This is a genomic window from Candidatus Nitrosocosmicus sp. T, assembly GCF_054408485.1.
Window position 1 is genome coordinate 1,852,665 of sequence record NZ_CP166992.1, and the last position, 17,727, is coordinate 1,870,391.

General features: G+C 34.6%; 18 protein-coding genes. 5 read left to right on the forward strand and 13 right to left on the reverse strand.

What is annotated here, in order from left to right:
- Nucleotides 1–162: 162 nt before the first annotated feature.
- Nucleotides 163–1,731: a hypothetical protein gene (locus AB0A59_RS09410; protein WP_458743252.1), complete on the reverse strand. Its 1,569-nt coding sequence runs from the start codon at nt 1,729–1,731 to the stop codon at nt 163–165.
- A gap of 1,205 nt (nt 1,732–2,936) precedes the next feature.
- Between AB0A59_RS09410 and AB0A59_RS09415 the strand changes: the two genes are divergently transcribed.
- Nucleotides 2,937–3,245, forward strand: coding sequence for a hypothetical protein (locus AB0A59_RS09415; RefSeq protein ID WP_458743254.1), 309 nt, complete (start codon nt 2,937–2,939; stop codon nt 3,243–3,245).
- A 174-nt stretch (nt 3,246–3,419) separates the two neighbouring features.
- Here AB0A59_RS09415 and AB0A59_RS09420 read toward each other — a convergent pair whose 3' ends face one another.
- Nucleotides 3,420–3,620 carry a hypothetical protein gene (locus tag AB0A59_RS09420; RefSeq protein WP_458743256.1) on the reverse strand — a complete coding sequence of 67 codons (201 nt, stop codon included), beginning with the start codon at nt 3,618–3,620 and terminating at the stop codon, nt 3,420–3,422.
- On the opposite strand from AB0A59_RS09420, the gene AB0A59_RS09425 reads away from it, so the two are divergent.
- On the forward strand, nt 3,613–4,056 hold the full coding sequence (locus tag AB0A59_RS09425) for a hypothetical protein (RefSeq protein ID WP_458743258.1): 444 nt from the start codon (nt 3,613–3,615) through the stop codon (nt 4,054–4,056). The two genes, AB0A59_RS09420 and AB0A59_RS09425, sit on opposite strands and share 8 nt — an antisense overlap.
- Nucleotides 4,057–4,177: 121 nt before the next feature.
- On the opposite strand, the gene AB0A59_RS09430 is transcribed toward AB0A59_RS09425, so the two are convergent.
- The 8 genes from AB0A59_RS09430 to AB0A59_RS09465 all read right to left on the reverse strand — a co-directional run bounded on the left by AB0A59_RS09430 (nt 4,178) and on the right by AB0A59_RS09465 (nt 13,328).
- A complete protein-coding gene (locus AB0A59_RS09430; RefSeq protein ID WP_458743259.1) occupies nt 4,178–5,398 on the reverse strand; it encodes an SIR2 family protein in 1,221 nt (406 codons plus the stop codon).
- 904 nt (nt 5,399–6,302) lie between these two features.
- Nucleotides 6,303–7,307: a hypothetical protein gene (locus AB0A59_RS09435; protein ID WP_458743261.1), complete on the reverse strand. Its 1,005-nt coding sequence runs from the start codon at nt 7,305–7,307 to the stop codon at nt 6,303–6,305.
- Between the two features lie 276 nt (nt 7,308–7,583).
- Nucleotides 7,584–7,748 (reverse strand): hypothetical protein, encoded by a 165-nt coding sequence (locus AB0A59_RS09440; protein ID WP_458743263.1) that lies wholly within the window; start codon nt 7,746–7,748, stop codon nt 7,584–7,586.
- A 335-nt stretch (nt 7,749–8,083) separates the two neighbouring features.
- Nucleotides 8,084–8,470, reverse strand: a complete 387-nt coding sequence (locus AB0A59_RS09445; protein WP_458743265.1) for a hypothetical protein — start codon at nt 8,468–8,470, stop codon at nt 8,084–8,086.
- 287 nt (nt 8,471–8,757) lie between these two features.
- Nucleotides 8,758–9,768: a hypothetical protein gene (locus AB0A59_RS09450; protein ID WP_458743267.1), complete on the reverse strand. Its 1,011-nt coding sequence runs from the start codon at nt 9,766–9,768 to the stop codon at nt 8,758–8,760.
- Nucleotides 9,769–10,373: 605 nt separating this feature from the next.
- Entirely contained in the window at nt 10,374–13,016 is a 2,643-nt protein-coding gene (locus AB0A59_RS09455; RefSeq protein WP_458743269.1) for a hypothetical protein, read from the reverse strand.
- On the reverse strand, nt 13,013–13,147 hold the full coding sequence (locus AB0A59_RS09460; RefSeq protein ID WP_458743271.1) for a hypothetical protein: 135 nt from the start codon (nt 13,145–13,147) through the stop codon (nt 13,013–13,015). The genes AB0A59_RS09455 and AB0A59_RS09460 overlap by 4 nt, the downstream gene beginning before the upstream one ends.
- A 13-nt stretch (nt 13,148–13,160) precedes the next feature.
- Nucleotides 13,161–13,328 carry a hypothetical protein gene (locus AB0A59_RS09465; RefSeq protein ID WP_458743273.1) on the reverse strand — a complete coding sequence of 56 codons (168 nt, stop codon included), beginning with the start codon at nt 13,326–13,328 and terminating at the stop codon, nt 13,161–13,163.
- A 587-nt stretch (nt 13,329–13,915) separates the two neighbouring features.
- Between AB0A59_RS09465 and AB0A59_RS09470 the strand changes: the two genes are divergently transcribed.
- Together AB0A59_RS09470 and AB0A59_RS09475 are read left to right on the forward strand one after the other, a co-directional pair.
- Nucleotides 13,916–14,224, forward strand: coding sequence for a hypothetical protein (locus AB0A59_RS09470; RefSeq protein ID WP_458743275.1), 309 nt, complete (start codon nt 13,916–13,918; stop codon nt 14,222–14,224).
- Between the two features lie 353 nt (nt 14,225–14,577).
- Nucleotides 14,578–14,835, forward strand: coding sequence for a hypothetical protein (locus AB0A59_RS09475; protein ID WP_458743277.1), 258 nt, complete (start codon nt 14,578–14,580; stop codon nt 14,833–14,835).
- A 279-nt stretch (nt 14,836–15,114) separates the two neighbouring features.
- On the opposite strand, the gene AB0A59_RS09480 is transcribed toward AB0A59_RS09475, so the two are convergent.
- Complete coding sequence (locus AB0A59_RS09480; RefSeq protein ID WP_458743279.1) at nt 15,115–15,294, reverse strand: hypothetical protein; 180 nt, start codon at nt 15,292–15,294, stop codon at nt 15,115–15,117.
- Nucleotides 15,284–15,481: a hypothetical protein gene (locus tag AB0A59_RS09485; RefSeq protein ID WP_458743281.1), complete on the reverse strand. Its 198-nt coding sequence runs from the start codon at nt 15,479–15,481 to the stop codon at nt 15,284–15,286. The genes AB0A59_RS09480 and AB0A59_RS09485 overlap by 11 nt, the downstream gene beginning before the upstream one ends.
- A 631-nt stretch (nt 15,482–16,112) precedes the next feature.
- Here AB0A59_RS09485 and AB0A59_RS09490 point away from each other — a divergent pair.
- Entirely contained in the window at nt 16,113–16,349 is a 237-nt protein-coding gene (locus AB0A59_RS09490; protein WP_458743282.1) for a hypothetical protein, read from the forward strand.
- A 263-nt stretch (nt 16,350–16,612) separates the two neighbouring features.
- Here the strand turns inward: AB0A59_RS09490 and AB0A59_RS09495 are convergent, their stop codons facing one another.
- On the reverse strand, nt 16,613–17,554 hold the full coding sequence (locus AB0A59_RS09495; protein WP_458743284.1) for an integrase: 942 nt from the start codon (nt 17,552–17,554) through the stop codon (nt 16,613–16,615).
- Nucleotides 17,555–17,727: the final 173 nt, after the last annotated feature.

The following is a 17,727-nucleotide window of genomic DNA, read 5'->3' on the forward strand; positions in this document are numbered from 1 at the left end:
TGGGTAAGTTAGTTTTACTCTATCCTGAGTTGGATTTAATTAAGGATATTGAGTAACAACCTACCTACAATGATTTGGCCGCACGAAGGCCTGATTTGATAAAGAATAAAGGGATCGATAAATAGTGATAATGTGATCTCAATATTGGTTTCTCCCTTCTCCCTAGTCGAATTCGATATCAAAGTCTACTGAATTGTTTTCAGCAAATTGTATTGGATCATCACCATTATTCCATAGCACGACTCCATTCACATTGTTAATCGTTTTAGAGTCGCCTGTTTCTAAATCGAGTCCTTCTTGAGTTCCTGAAATAGTTGCTTCATAAAGTGAATTACTTGAATTAGAATCTTGAGTATCTATAAGTTCTAGTTCAACTTCTACTGCGTCAGATACACTTTCTTCAAAGTTTGCGGCTACTAGTTTGAGATCATCATCCTCAACGATGTTTAGTGTCAAGGAGGCCAAGTCTAATTCACAATCCTCAAAGTATGCAATAATCTGGACTCGTTCAGAATCTAGTTGGCCAGGGTATAGGTCTATAATATCAGAGATATCATCGCAAGTATCTTGTGAGGCTCTGATCACATCTGAATCGCCGTTATTTCCATTATCGTCATCACTACCTGTTTCACATCCAATACCATCATTATCATTTCCATCAAAGCCGTGTGGATCAGGCCCAATTACCTTGAAGTTGTGATAAGGAATCTCGTCATCCCCAAGGTCTCCACCTTGGTCACAGTCGAGATCAGGCGGAGGGGATGGAATACAATTGTTTGGATATGACGGGTCGCATTGTTGTTGTCCACAATCTGGATCTTCAGAATCAGTTAAACCATCACTATCGTCATCTCTATTATTATCGCATTCATCAGGTGTTTCTACGCAATCATCAAGACCTGGATTTTGTTTGCATATATCGTCCTTGTAGCCACAGGTTTTCTGGTCAGGCCTAAAGATCATGCCTGCTGGACAGCCGTCGGAATTTGGAATACAACGCCCAGTTTCATCATCATCAACTGAATGATATCCATCTGGACAGCCGTCACGATGATCTGGAACACATTGTTCATCCTCATTTTGAAAGAATCCATCAGGACATTCTCCATCAACAGAAGCACATTTGGGTAAATCAGGATTAAACAAGCAGTCTCCATCTGGTCCTTCTTCATTCTCCTCAGGAGTAGGAGTAGTTACATTTCCATTACTATTTCCATCGTCGCTTTCACAACCTATTCCATCGTTGTCTTCATCAAACCCATTTGGATCTCCAGATGATACTATGAAGTCTCTTTCAGATATATCGTCACAATCCAGTTCTTGTTCTCCATTATTATCATTCGGGGAAGAGGATGAAGAATTGTCATCGTTATCTGTTAGGGTAGCGGGAATTTGTAATGTTGGTGGGATTGTAGCTATTGGAGATGGTGATAAAGATGGATCAGAAGCCGCCGAGGCTGTAGAGTCTGAGATAGTTTGTGGTGGTGCAGAGTTTGTGGCGTCTGTAGAGACCGGATTATCACTTTCAGAACTGCTATCACTTTCACCATTGTCCTCCCCATTTTGAGCAAATGCCTGTTGTAATCTTAATTGTGAAGAGGGGCTTTGGAGAGAATACATTAAACTAGATAATGCGGGTGAGCTAAACATGGAAACAGATATGATAAGTATCAAGGACAGTAACATTATCGATTTAGTAGATAATTTTTGATTTGAATTATCCCTATGCATATTTATGCTACAATCGTAAGCTCATTTCTGTATAATATCTATTTGATAATTTTGTTATAGATCAAATTTATATAAGAATTGAATACTGCGTTCTGATTTGTATCTGATTAACGAATTTGAATGGAATATATTGAATAGGTGATCTGATTGTTACCATGTCTATATTATACTAGTCTACTCTATTGATTCACATAATGCTGAACTATTTGATGATGTGATTACCCAATTAGATTCGGCCGCTGCAAACGCCATAATCACAGGGAGAATAATTGCCACATTCGTTGTGGTAGTAAGATAAGGTTGTAATCTGTAGATTATATGTCGTTCAACCAAATTTTCGTTGTGGTCAGACAGCTACATTAACCATCGTATCATATCGGTATTTGGATTTTTTACGAGGTCCTTGAGGTAATAACATTAGGTTTGTTAGAGTATTGATTATCAACCTAGTAGTCATTTAACTCGATAATTGCAGTCTCATAGACAACCTTCAGCAATCGAGTTATTACATAATAAAATCCAAGGACGTTGGACTCGTATATCAATGGAATAATGTTTAATCTAGACAAGTATTGACTATGTTATTTTATTTTGCTATGAAATAAGTTGACGAACAGACGTTGTGCAACTTTTATAATGTTGGTTCAATCAATGTGCCAGTTCTTCTAATGCGAATGAATTTAATTTTGATACAGCTTTCATGTTCACTTTCCGGCCGCATCAATGGTTTATCCACCTTTTAGTTAGAGAGAACGTGCAGGTTTGTAAAGAATGGATGTCAACCTCGCTTCTATTAAAATCCTAATCGCATGAACCTAATTTAGGAACCAATGCTTGAATGAGTTCCCCCTTTACAAACCGTAAAACAAAAATCTAGGAAGCATGAGACAGAGTAATCCTCACAATGGCCCTGGTTGATTGTTGTTGTTGTTGTTGTTGTTGTTGTTCTCAATTTGTGTCATTATCATGATTCTATTAGGTTCTTTTGTTTCGGCCGCTGCAATCTATAAAACTGAGTAATTAGTTGGCTTGAATCGAATAAGTTCCTATGTAAAAGTCGGAGCAATTATTTTCTTTAGGTATCTTCTTATTTGACAAAAGTAATTGTTTATTTGTTTCGGCCGTTCCAAAGCAATTTAGTTGAATAATGAAATAGGCTCTCTTTGTTGTCAGCCTTTTATGTAAATTTATGATATAGTATGTGTATGGTAGAACAAATCTCATCACAATATGTTAAGTGCTTGACATACAAAGTCGTCAAGAGTATGATAGAAAGGACTGGTCACGATCTTAAAGTCCCGATAAAGTTTGTGGAAGCATACACAGAGGCTTGCAGGAGGCGAGTAGGAATTAATGATGAATTTGAGGATTCAAACCTGGAATTGAGACAACATCTAAGAGATAATCTACTCAAGCATGGTTTTATCTTTATAGATCCTAATGACGTTGACAGTATCTATATCACACAAACGGCCATAGATGAATATGATAAGTTACCGGAAGAGAAGTGGTAACTTGCAGTATGAAAGCATTGTATTAGTATCGAATATTACCAACAATCTTAAACTATAACCCTTTAGTTCGTAAATTGAATCAAGATTTAGTTTTATAGATCAAGCTAACTGTATTTAGTATGCTAATTCTATGGCCGCTTCATGCATTACTTGATCCGTCAAGAGGAAAAGCGATCAATTTGTTTTGACCAATTCATATTCAAAAGGTATCCGGGAATAGTCGATGTCCACTTCTGCCTGTAGTTGCGAGGTTATGATAATAACACCCATAGACAAGAATATATAATTGTTCCCTATAACTATAGTGTTAAATTTGACAGTAAAACCTATATCTTGGAAAGCATTTTCTGTAGCATTGTTCTCTTTTATGCTCATATTTTCTGCTCCCCTGCCATTTGCACTAGCCTCGTCAAAAAGTCCATATGATTCAGGGTATGACCATGGTTGTGATGATGCTGGAATATCAGATTCGTCGGAACAGTATATCAACCAGCCTGAAAAGGGACCAGTCTATCATACATCTGAATTCATGGATGGGTATTATTCGGGACTAAATTCATGTTCGTCCTCCAGCAATAATTTTGATAATAACTTCGATACAACACAACAAGACAATGGTGGATATGAATCATCTCAGTCATCCTCAAATTCCAGATCTCAACCCAATTGTGATGAGGCTGGATTAGTAGGGGGCCTGATGGGTGGCGCAGCAGGAGCAGCTCTTGGCGGTGGTATTGGTGGTGCGGGTGCCGGATATACATTTGGATCAAAGGCTTTGAAGGATATTTGCGAGAGTAACAGCAATAATTAGACCACTAAATAATCTAGGAATAGATTGTCCTTTTTATGCGATATTGCTGGCCGATGCAATTTCTGACAATATTTTTCTTACAACTAATTTCGGCCGCTACAAGTGATTAGAGGGAATAAAATCAGATATCTTGAAATATTTCTTTTAGTTGAATTACTATTTCTTTATTGGTTTCATCATAATTTTCTTTGTTTCCAAATTCGGCTCTTAGCGTGAAAATTTTCTTCTGAGCGTCTTCACTGAATAATTTTTTGATTGTCTCACTTCTGGGATCTACCAATAGGATGCATTTCATATTATTTATAGAATTTTCGAATAAATGTCTAATAACTGGATCTCGAAATGAGTAGCCTATTACTATCCAGATTTTGTCGTTACTTAACTCCTTTTCAAGGTAATAGTATAATTGAATGAATGGTGTAAGATATAACTTCTTTTGACTTAGAGGGTAAATTATTACTTCATCCTTGATAGAGTTACTAGAGTTCATTGATCTGACTCGGTCATAGTTATCTTCCAAACTTTTTTGAATTAATCTATTCTTTTCATCTTTAATCCAATTTACCGATCCATGTAATTTTATTATTTTCATACGTGTTTCATTGTTCCTACACCAATATCGTTTGATGAATTCATCCATTTTTATTTCCGAATCGAATCCTATTGCTCCAGTATCAAATTCCTTGTATTCTACAATATCCTTAAAATATTTTTCAATCGCTGTATCATAGTTGGTAGTGAATATATTGAAATTGTTGTGTAATGAGGAATTAATCTTGCTATATGGAATTGTATCTTCGTCCAATTCATTCTTTGTTATAAGGGAATGGAGCACACCGAAAAAATTATCATAAATTTTTTCAATCAGATCTACCTTATGTTGGTCAAAACTCATGCTACTTCTTATAAATTCCTTATATCTTTGTTCTAACAAATTCAAATCTTCTATTGAATCTTCGTCCAAATTGAAAACAAAGTTGGGGCTAGTTGATTTTCTGTAAATTTGATATAGTCCAAAGTCGCCAGTATTTTCAGCGAAGTTAGTATTCTCCTTCAATCCTATGACTACCGACATGATTGCTTCTACGTCCACTTTACCAAGATAATACTCGTCTAAAGTATTGTATATGCGATCATAGATGTTAATTATTTTTTTATTTTGATCAAAATAAAGAGAGTTATTCAATGAATTTCTTTCCTGAGAGAATGCTGATTCAGGGTATGCTTTCGAATGAAGTTTCTTTCTGAATTCTTGAGTAATTTTTGTCATCGAAGGAAAACCAAACGCTGAAGACGCACCAGACCCAATAAAGAAATTAATTGATTCCCTTGGATTTATCATGAGTTGATGTAATTTCTCCTAGTTTTAATCATTTTTTATACTTTTATTCATCTATCACTATTTATCAGGATTTGTTTCGGCCCCTAGAAGCGTTATGAAAATAGAGATGATAATCATTGTATTCATTGTAGTCGTAAGTTAAGGATATAATCTGTAGATCATATGTCATTCAACCAAATTTTCGTTATGGTGAGACAACTACTCTAAACATTATTACGAATTAGGTTTTGGATTTTTTACGAGGTTCATCCCCTAGTGACAAATAATTAGAAATATTGAGTGAGGTAACTAATGGTCCGCGATTTCTGAGACTGCTTTGACAGATATCTTATGATACTCTTATCAAAACCTTTTTTCTAACAATCTACTCTCTAAAATTTAAACAAGTTAATTATACATTAAGATGTTATCAATTAGTTTGAAGAGTAACAATAAACTGACTAATACTTATTTCTTAAATATATGTAGATCATGTTAGTCTGGGATCGCAGTTAAGATAAGAGATCCATCCACATAACAAAAGACTATTCCATCAGAAAGAATACTAATTTATGCTTTTATAGTTAAAGAACCTTCGTTACTCATCGTTCTTAGATCCATGAATTTGCTATTGTTTTGGTTCGGCCGCTGTAAGGAATGACAATTGTTAAGACTGTGTTGTTGAATGTTTAACAGTATTGAACAATGGGAGCCACCTCTTGATTCCAGGATCATCAATTCACTTATTCCTAATCAATGTATATGAAGAGTATGAAGAAATGAATTATATATTCTTAAAATTATGCGAATTTGACTAAGTAAAAGTTCTCAATTCGACGACTTCCTTTGAACTACAATTTAGACGAATTGAGTGATACGGTATCGTGTATGGGGTAGCACATTACAATTTGAATGGTGAGATAAACTATAGAAATGGAGGATAATAGGTTCCCCAAGGACTGTTAAATCCACGCGATTTAGTTTGAATATTCATATTAATCCGTTTGATTATCTCCTCATACTGTGCTTCATAATTTTCTTTAGTGATGGCAGAATTAACCAGGAGGCACAATAAATTGATTAAAGCGCCAAAAAACTTCTCCCAATATCTTTCTCCATGCAGTAATTGATTTCTCTTTTCATCGATTAAATCATAACATTTTAAATCTGGATCAGTTATGTATACTATTTCAAATTCCTCCCTAAATAATTTCATGTTATTCCTTAATTGAATGTTAGAAGTTTTAGATTCAATTAATCGTAACAAAATATTTATACGATTTATTCGATTACTGTTTACTGTTACTTGTTTTCCATCGTTAGATAAAAAAGCAGGAATATTATCCTTTAATTTTCCATCTGATTCCATATACTCTGATAACATTCTTCTGGCAACCCCTTCTACAAGTGGATAAGTAAGGTGTGCAGCAATAAGAAATGAATCCATTCTAATTTTTTGTAAATGTGGCATGAGACTCTCTACAGCAGCGTTGATTTTCATCCTATCAGGTCCTCTAAACATAGAATTATCATTGAGAAGAAGGACGCCCATTAACAATTTAACGCGGTTACTGATCTCATTATCAAAGAATGGTAACAAAGCCAATTCTTTATAATACTCGTAAACATCCATAGCATAACTCCAGTAATAATAATGGTCTTGATTGACTTGATATTTTTGGGTACGTAAAAGAAGTATAGGCATTTGATTGAATGCTTCATAGGATAACTTATGCATTTCAAATTTAGTAACAATGAGAAAATTTCTTTCACAATCTGTTTGTATATTTGATAAATAACTAGTTCTAAGTGTTTCATCACCAATGTCAAATATTCTAGGCCCATGTGTTTTCCAACATTCTATATACTGTGAAATGAGAGGCTCGATTTGTTCAAGCGAAACTAAAGGTATTTTTGATTCAATTGACAATACCAAAGGTCTGATAGTCTAAATTATTAAGTTTATGAATTATCAGATCGCATCAAGTCTGGCCTTCTGATTTTGATTAGTGGTAAAGTGAAGTTCTGTAAACAATGGATGTCAACCTGGCTTTTCTTGTGATCTTATGCACAGGAACCTAATTTAGGAACCAATGCTTGAATGAATCTCCCTTTACATAGCGTAAAACAAAATCTAAGAAGCATGAGACAGAATAATCATAATTTTATCGATTAGGTATTTAATAAAAATTTTATGATCGGAATATTATGTTACATTTGAAGGTCTACTGTCACTAATATCCGAAGGTGTTCCCTGCGTATGATCCCCACCGCGAACGGTGTTAGAGCATGGACAATCACAATTTTCTACATTCTGTAAATCATGATGCTTGCCTGCTTGACAATCCTCACATAAATTTCGTTGCGTCATTAAAATGCTTGACAATTCAAGTAGTTAAATCTTGCTTCGACAACTCCTAATTATCTGGTTATTTATGTCCATAGGTTCAATCGCATTACAATTTGCTCACAAAAGTTGGGTTCAATGGACAAGAATTAGAATCTGAAATCCGTATAGTCGACCGACGATTATAAATTAATATTATAGTCTGCGTTTTTGTTTCGGCCGCCGCAAGGGTCAAAAGTTTGACTCTAACGACTGAACCGAGGATAAGTTTAATGAGCCTTTTAAAACAATTGATTTATTGTATAATATTTTAGCGATAGAATCATCCAACTGTAATCTAATCTTACCTATCTCTTTAATTAATCTAAAATAGAACTACCGAATGACTTACAATAACCCTGTATACTTTTATACATGCCGCTGGGACACGAACTATAAGATGACCCAGATCCCAATGATGATAATGGCTTACAATATCCTCCTATTCCCTTATACCATCCGCTAGGACACGAACTATACGATGACCCTAATCCGGATGATGATAAAGATTTGCAAAGACCATTAGCTCCTTTATACATGCCGCTAGGACACGAACTATAAGATGACCCTAATCCGGATGATGATAAAGACTTACAATAACCCTCAATGCCCTTGTAGAAACCACTAGGACACAGAGCCTCGGCAGCCTGATATGGTAAAGATACTGCACTAATTGTAGCTGCAGAGATCAGTGTTATTGTTAACATAAACAAAAGAAGGAACTTCCCGTCCACGGAGATCCATAATTTGAACCAAGTAATAAAATTTTTGGTAATTTCCATATTAATATACTAAATGAGAAGTATTGGAGATTCATTCCCAAATTTCAATACTTTTATTTTCTTAGCATTTCAGAAGTATATATTTGAATTAATCGGCAATCCCTCTTAAAAGATATTATCGTCATTATATGTGCTTTAGAAATTTGTCTATAAACTACCAGAAATGAAGGAACGGGAGATTTAATTTCCATTAAAGAAAAAAGATTATTTAATTAACCGAAGACGTTCGTACTTGGATGTTCGATCTTACTTTGAGCTGCTCCCGTAGCAAAGTAATCAATGGATGCTAATTCGGTTGTTGTAAAACCATCTTCATCTGTTGCTTTTATTTTTGCTAATAGCGTATCTTGTACATCATGTAGGTATGCCCATGTACCGCCACCCATAACTGAAATCTGTCCTTCATAATAGGCCACTTTATAAATTAAATCCTCTACCAAACCTGTCTTATATAAATTCGTACTTGCTATTTCGGCCTTTAGTGCTTCACCATCATTTTTTAGATCAGTGACCATCGCATCAAGTCCACCCTGTATATTGGGAGTTGGCTTAGTTTTTTTGACAACTTCTCCATCTATTATTTCATAATCTTGATACTTTCCACCCTCTTGATTATATTTCGCAGTCTGCTTTTCCAAACTACGAATATCCACGAGACAATCAGCTTCTTGTTGCAATACTTCTTTCTGTGTTTTGTTTTCGGTTGTAGGTATTGTTTTCATTGATAATTCCGAAAGCCTCTGATCCACCGCCTGAGAAGTATTGACACCATCATATCCACAATCTTTGTATTCTTTGCTCTTTTCCACTTCTCTAATATCAATAAGGCAATCAACTTGGGCTTGTGTGATATTCTCTAAATCTAGTTTGTCCTCATACTGCTCGTAGTTTCCAAAAAGTCCTAAATCGATACCACCATAGGAAGTTAAATCTGTATTAGAGGAATCATCAGAGGTATCATTAAAGGAGTACTCAATTATTATATTGTCTACAGTTACGGGAGTCAAATATTTGTCATTATAGCCACAATCATCATAATTCTTGAGATGTCCTGTCTGGTTAAAAGCCAATGGATACTTTTCTTTTTTATCTATGGAGTATTCCTGAGCATAAACACCCTCCATTGTAATAATAAATAATGTGGCCAAAACTACACCAATTATAACTAAGAATTTATTATGTTCCATTTGCTTTCTATTTCCAATAATTGTCCCTCTTGTCATATATATAGTTGATTCTGTTCCACATTAATACCAAAATGACAACTATTAGCCATAGGATGAATATCACACAGTGTAAGAGAAATAACGATATTGTTTACTTCATCTAGTAACATCCCTTAAAGGGATTACTTCTAATTATCCTACTGCAATCACTGTGAAAGATGTATTAGATGAATTTGTTTCGGCCGCTTGAAACTGTTTAAAAAGTGAATTTGAATATTCATAAGATCCAAAGAATCCGATAATTATTATCTGTGCTCACCATATCTATAACGACCAACTAAGAGATGTTTTATGATTAATCCCTAACCCCCTATATTAGAAGTTGGCAGCATGCTAGTCTGTTTACCTTTGGTGCGGTCGTTATATGATCATTCAGTCAAGATAAAGTATCAAAATAAAGGTATAACCTAATTTGTTACATGTAACAGGGTAACGCTACATAGATATGAAATGACAATATATACACCCATATATATTAATAAGTAACAATGTTACAATCAAAAAGATATAACTTGTAGATCATCAAGTGAGCACAAAAAATGGATTTTTGTTGGATTTGTAGTGTAACTTCTTCAAAAGTTACACCAAGTAACAAGTAACATTTAATCATATTCTGGACTGAGGAACTTTATTAGATTCTGTCGGTTACCGGCTAATACCCTCTGAGTTTTGTCAGGATTGATCCTGGCCGGTTTGTGCTCAAACCCAAGAATGGGAGCTAAATCTTTAAAGGAGGTCACATTAGGGATATCCATCTTTTTCATAATGTCGATAGTGATTGCTATCTCATCATCTTTCTTTGTATGCAAATAAGGTATCAACTTATACTTTAAGCAAAAATCTAGTGCGGTTATGAAACTACTTTTGAGACAACTATCTGCATCATTGGTGGGGGAGAAAGACGATTTATGTCGTGAATAGGTATCTGTTATATCTTTTGTCATCATAGATCTTAGATATGATTCTTTCCTGTCATCACTTTCGGCACTAATGAGAGACTGATCCTCAAAGTTATTTATCCAATCAGGAGCAGGAATTTCAGCAAAGCTATAAAAAGATTCTAAGATATCAGCTGAGAATTGTTCCCATTTCCTTGGGATTTGATTTAGTTTTTCGGCTGATACATAGTGTGAAACAAAATCTCCCAAAATACCAAGTCTCTCTAGGGGTAAATCTGCAAAGGCGTTTTGCTCTTCCTCGCTCTTCTTCTCAGCACTTGAAAAATGAATTGATACAAATCTACGGTTAAAGCCTGATTCTTCAATGAGTTTATGGTTTGATGTGAGAATTAAGGGACTTAATGCAGGAATCTCTGAATAAGTGTTATAAGATATGAATTTGCCACGAGCAATTTTACTCTCAACTGATGTCTTGATAGTTTCAATAATGTTTGTATATTTTCCAAATTGATTCTCAGAAATCGATCCACTCTCGTTGATGAGTGTTGGATATGTAGACTTGCTTAATGTGTTGCCTAACTTTGCAACAGTATCTATGGAGCTATATCCTTTCTCAAAATCCTCTCCAGACTGCCTCCAAATAAATCCAATTAGTTGACCCAAAGTTGATTTTCCTGATTGGGATTGTCCATGAAGTAATAGCCACGGTAGAAATCGACATCTGTCTCTAAGACATTCATATTTGGATATATCCTTGTTAGTCTTGATTATGAACGCATACGGAGAAAGTATAGCCCATTTTAGAACCGTTGGGAAAATATTTTTATTCTTCCATCCATTCTGTGCCAACTTGTTTAATAACTCGCAACATTCCTTGGCTTCTTCTCTACCGTAATCTCTTCTACAGGTTGGTTGTTGCTTTACTAGATTGTTATTCACCAAATAGAATCCGGGCCAAGAAATATTTTCTATCGATTCGACTAATCCTTGCTCTCGCATAGCAGCCAAAATACTATTTAGAGCATCAGATGCCTTTGATTTATTTAGGATCAAACCATCATTCTCTAATCTCTTTAACAAATCAGATGCACTATCCACAGGACCGATGTTGATCCCATTTGAGCATTGAACTTCTAATTTAGGCGGGATATTAGGAAATATAGGATTATGATACTGAATAATCCTTTGTGGATTTATATTGATTAACGATTTCTCTCGGACTATAAGACCATCATTTAATTTACCTGACATAATTTGTCCACTTTTGTTATCGATGTAATATACTCGAGTATCCGGATAGTATTCATACACTTTGTATAAGCATTCTGAGTGGCGAATTATATTGCCACTAATTTGAGTAACAGTGTGCTGTATCATATTTGGAAAAGCTTGATATTGAGATTGGTAAAAAGTATTATCTATTTCCATAATCGATTGTGTCCCTAATCTGGGGATCCCTTTGAAAGATTGACGATCGATAAATTTCTTGGCGTCTCGCCATTGTCGTTCAAATTCCTCATCAGGTAATGGGGGATCGCAGTGTTCCTCGTTCCATTTATGCGACAAATTCCTAATAAGCTCCTCAGGAACTGTCCCACGATATTTTGCCATATAGGAGTCCATTACTCTCAATAATGCTTCATGTCTGTTATGACCCTCGAGGATTTTAAACCCTGGTTCAAATAACTTCTCAATAGGAATTCTACTAAAATCTCTCTCAGATATTAAACCATATTTCTCGTATAAAAGAAACAGTCCCTCTTCAATTTCTTTACCATAGATCTTTGGACTTCTAGTCCCAATAATCTCATAAGGATGTCCGTTCTTGTGAGGTGACGGGCTGCAGTATGCGATCCCATGACTTCCTAACCCTTTTACCTCTATAGCAGGTATTTCATTATTATGTATCTCGTTCTTGAACTTGACCGCGTCGCTACCCTTTTTCTGAAAAGTATGACGAGAGTAAAAGTAAACATGTGCCTTGAAAGGTTGATCTCTATGTTGTTCGACTATGCATATTTGTGACAAATCATTCAAACTTGCAACTTTGAAAATTTTACAGATTTCGTCGATTGCCTTTTGATTATCCATATCAATAAAGACTAACTTAATACCATCCTTATCTGGTCTATGAAATAAAGTCCCAGGTATTATTGCCATTCCTTTCGAAAAGGCGTTTTCCTTCTTCCATTTTTCGTGTCGTTCAACTGGAATCCGTTTCTCTTGCCATGGTTTCCATTCGACTATATGATATCTATTCTTAGTATCAACAGGGGTAACGTTAACACCTATAACATTCTGCCAAAAGTCTGCCCACTCGTTCATTGTCTTATCGTTACTATTCAATTACATGCTAAACCTCCAGCAAATTCATCCTTACTGTATAGAGTATTTGAAATATCTATAACATATTCGATTAAGAAAAGTTTATTAAAACCAATTTCTAAACTTGTATTATTTATCGAATGACCGCACATTTTATTGCCCTCCTTAATTCTGGTGATGTGAGATATCACCAGAATTTGCTTTTCTTATTATGTTACCTATTACGTCATTGAAGCTGTCTCCAGCTTGTCCGAGCTTCTTTAAAGCCAAATAATTATTTAAATCAACAACTATTTGCCTATATCTATTATTGAGATGTTTAATATTTCTCATAGTTACTATATATAATTTATTATATTTATTAATGTTACTATTACTGCGGCCTAGTATACATGGCCGCAACAAGGCCACAACATAAGCTGCAGTGATTACATGGCTGCATTTAGTAACACCGCAACTAGGTCAGCCTGATTAGATAATTAAACATGCTGTTAATATTCAACAAGTGTTCATGATCAAATATCTGTATAACGAACCAAAAGCCTTTCTATAATAGTATTTGTTATAGCAAATCTACTATCATTGACTTTTGTAGCGGCCGAAACAAATAATCAATCACAAAATCTAATATAATCCGGAATCAAGATGACGAATATTAATGGTAGATTTAGAAGAGGCGTATGATTCATGTATTGAAGTCGAAGGATGGTTGTTTAAAACATGTTATCATACAGATGATCCAGTCTTCGTTATAAAGAAGAGGTTTTGTAAAATTTGTTATAATTTGGCTAATATATTGGAAGCAACTTTAAATAATGATAGTGGGTATAAACTCCAATGAATATCACGAGATTATGCAAAACATTTGGAGGGAGGTAAAAGCATAATGATTTCCGTACTTTCAGGAGGGAAAGCATGAAATGGCTGTAGCATTTGCATATGGACCGCCGGAGTTTGTCATAGGATTTTTTATCTTCTTCATACTCCTGAGCGTAATAATATGGGCGATACGAGCAAAGATGAGTAGTAGCAGAAACAATGAGCCACAGCAATACTACTATAACCAACAGCAGCAACCATCGCCGTACTATTATGATGATCGACAAACTGGAGGATCGGGATATAACTCCTCAGATAGATCATACAATGGATCACCAGTAAAAGATAGTTATTCAGGTGGTAACTATGATAAGGAACGATACGATTCCAACGGGAGGCGAATAGTATAACAATAAAAATCCCTTAAACAATAGAGAAAGTAGATCCTCTTGCAGCGGCCGAATCAAATGATAAATCTGTAAGCAAATCTAATCTTTCAAGGTAACATCTAGAATCAATTATTATTATGGTGATAAGTATGACCTCAAGAAAAGACTCCAAGACCGTTTTGAGCAGACAAAAAACTGACAAGAATCCTTTCTGGATTAACGCAATGATTTGAGGTATATCTTATTAGTTTCAATTCATTCCTTTGGTGCGGCCGAATCAAAATATAAACATGTGATCAAGACTACAGTTTAAAATAATATAATCATTTATTCAGAAAATCTATATATAATTCGTCTTGCGATCGTGAATAAAAGTGGCAGATATAGAAGAGGTTTACGTTCGGGACTTGTTTAAGAAATACAAAGGACGGCCGGAATATAAAGGGCTATTTTCTATTGGGAAAAAGATTAATCGAGACAATGGAGAGATATACAATGAAGGATTTGCTTTAGATGAAGAAAACCTCAGAATACTTAAGGCTAGAATAGAGGCTATGTTGTTAGATGAAATAAAGCCAAAACGAGGGAAAGGTTTAGGACCAGATAAACCGATACAGACAAAATTGCTCTAACTAATGCTGCTAAGTCAAAAAGTCATAATTAACTATTGTTTTAGAGATAAGCCAATCGCTGGCATGCTACATAATATGGAATATTGCGGATTAGTTGAAAATTAAATTCATTGGCTTTGGTGCGCCGTCGCCAGTACCTTTAGATTGTAAAAACAAGAATTTATACCTCCCTTTTCAACAAAAAATTCCTAAATTTGAGAAGTATATTAAGAACCTAAATGGCCTATAAAGGAGGGGGATTACATTTTGTTTAAGCAAAGTAACTTAGGAAATACTCAATCATTTATCTAAAAGCACAAACCCAATCCCATTTCTTTTTAAAAAATCACATTGTTCTTGAGTAATTTCAAACTTCAGCCGTCCATACACATGGTCTCTTTCCCTCTTTATCCCATCTAGTTTCTCTAGCATTCTGTGAGCTTTGGCTACTTCGAAAACTGAATCGTATTCAATCTTCATAATAGTCAGCATCATAGTGCTTACACATTTCTAACCAAGTAATAAAATCAAATTCTTTGCTATCTCTATCTTTAATCAATCCAATAACATATTGAGTTCTTGTTTGATTATTTGGAGGGGGCCAGTGCTTTTTCACTCTCGGCTCTACGTTTAAAAAAGGGCCATACAATCCACCTCCTAAAGTCAACTTGGTACACCTCCAGTGGCGTTAGGACACAAGGTCAATCTATAATATTTGCCAAATTGCAATCAATAGTCTCCAGCTTTTTCGTTCTCTAAATATATAAGCATATATTCTTTCGTTGAATTGTTGATCTGGATAGGAGCAGTTATCAGTGTAAGGATTAGGAAGGTTTCAGAAATAGTTACTAAGCAAAGAACCAATCCACTCATGAAAATTCACGGGGTTTAACGTTAGACGCAATTTAGTCAATAACAAAATTGTAAATTATTGAATCAGGTAATAAATTAGATTGTATGACTGTCCTAGATTAATTATGGTTTATAATGGTATTTAAAACCATTTACAGGTTTTATAAGTTAATGCAGACACTATGGAAGCGATTCTTAAACTGTTATTGAGATAGGTAGAGAAACCCTGTAAGAAGTTTCTGAGTCAGTTAATGGATTCTAATGTGTATTGAAAAATGGCTGGCCACTGAATTTGTCTTACCAACTGATAATAGATATATGTGTTATAGTTATTCCACTTAACACGATGCTCAGGTTGTCATGTTATATAAATATAAAGGATGGAGGATAAGACTTTAGTATTTACCAATATTTATTAGGGTTAAAAACCCATTATAGAATTTACAATGCAATCTCTAGACGATTTTGCCAAATCCAATCTAGACAAATTGGAAAGATTGGCAGAAAACTTTGAATGGATACATAAACAACACGACAACCTTAAGGAAAAATACGATAAAAAATTCGTTGCTATAAAAGACAGAAAGATATTAGATAAAGATACAAGTCTTGACAGATTGATAAAAAGACTAGAAATTAGAAACTATGATGAATCTATTGCAGTAGAATATATCTATCAATGATATCTTTTCTTTTATGAATCTCAGGTTTAATATAGCATCGAATTAACCCTAAACCCCTATTTTATTCAAGAAAATATATTATGTGACGATTTTAATGCGCGGCTCAATCAAAGCAGTCTCTTAATACTAGGCATAGAATTAGATCCATAGACAAAAGATTAATGATGTTTTTCAAGTATGACCAAATATTATTATGTAGGTTTGGCCCCGATGATATCACAATATGAATACAGATTAAGTTGAAATTAGCGTCACTAGCGTCACTAGGGCCTGACGAGCAAAACATGCAATTTTGTCAACTTTTCTCTTATCTCATCAAATTTTGATATATCGGGCCGGTAATAATGTCTGACAAATATTGAATTAGATATTCTTCCTTGTAGCAGATCTATCAACTCTGATTCCACTCCTTCATTCCTCAAGAAGGTAGCATAGATCTTTCTACAGTACGACATGTAGAATTTTTGATTGTTCCTCTCAAATGTCAAACTTATCTTGTCATAGTTCAAATCATCTGTCGGACTCTTTTCAATATAGTTTAGAATATCTTCATTTACTAATGAAATGAATGCCTTCTTAGTCCTCCTAAGGAATATGGAAGGATATCTAAAATGCTCAAGTATTTTTTTATCCTTTGATAAGTACTCATCCCTTTGTATTGGGTCTCCTAACATGTTAAAGGATTCTATTGCCTCGCCCGGCCTCAAGCCTGTCAAAACATTAAACATAAAGATATTTTTAAACCGAGGATAATTAGAAATAGCGTTTCTAATCCACTCAATCATGTTGCTAAATATCTTATCTTGATTTGTGATAGCCTGAAAACTTGTAAGAGAGTCTCTGCTTACAGTCCATTTTAATTGGTATCTATTCTTATAATCTTGCCACTTATCATAACATCCTAAATATTTAGATAACAGAGCCAGTGATTTCATTATGTGCTTCTTCTTATCATTAGAAAATTCCATAATCTCAGAAAAATCACCTGTTACTAATAAATGATAATACTTTCTTGCATATGCCATTCGAGTTTTCATTGTCACTTGATTAAGACCTTGGGATATCAAATATTGTCGGAATTTGTCATAATCTATATCCTTTTCGTTAATAGATTGACTATTATCGTTAAATTGTCCTCTCAAGGCGACGATCCCGGGATCAAATCCCGGCCGGAGCATTTTTAGTTTTGATAATAAGAATAACATTCAAAATACGCAAGATAAAATAATAAAATCACGCTATACTATTCTCAATAATGAATCCTACGATAATAACGATATTCATGGATCAGCTAATCAAAATTAATCTTATTAAATTAAGTTGATCTAGGATCCATTCAATGTCAGAAATCATAATCAGAGCTCACAATTGTCTCAGA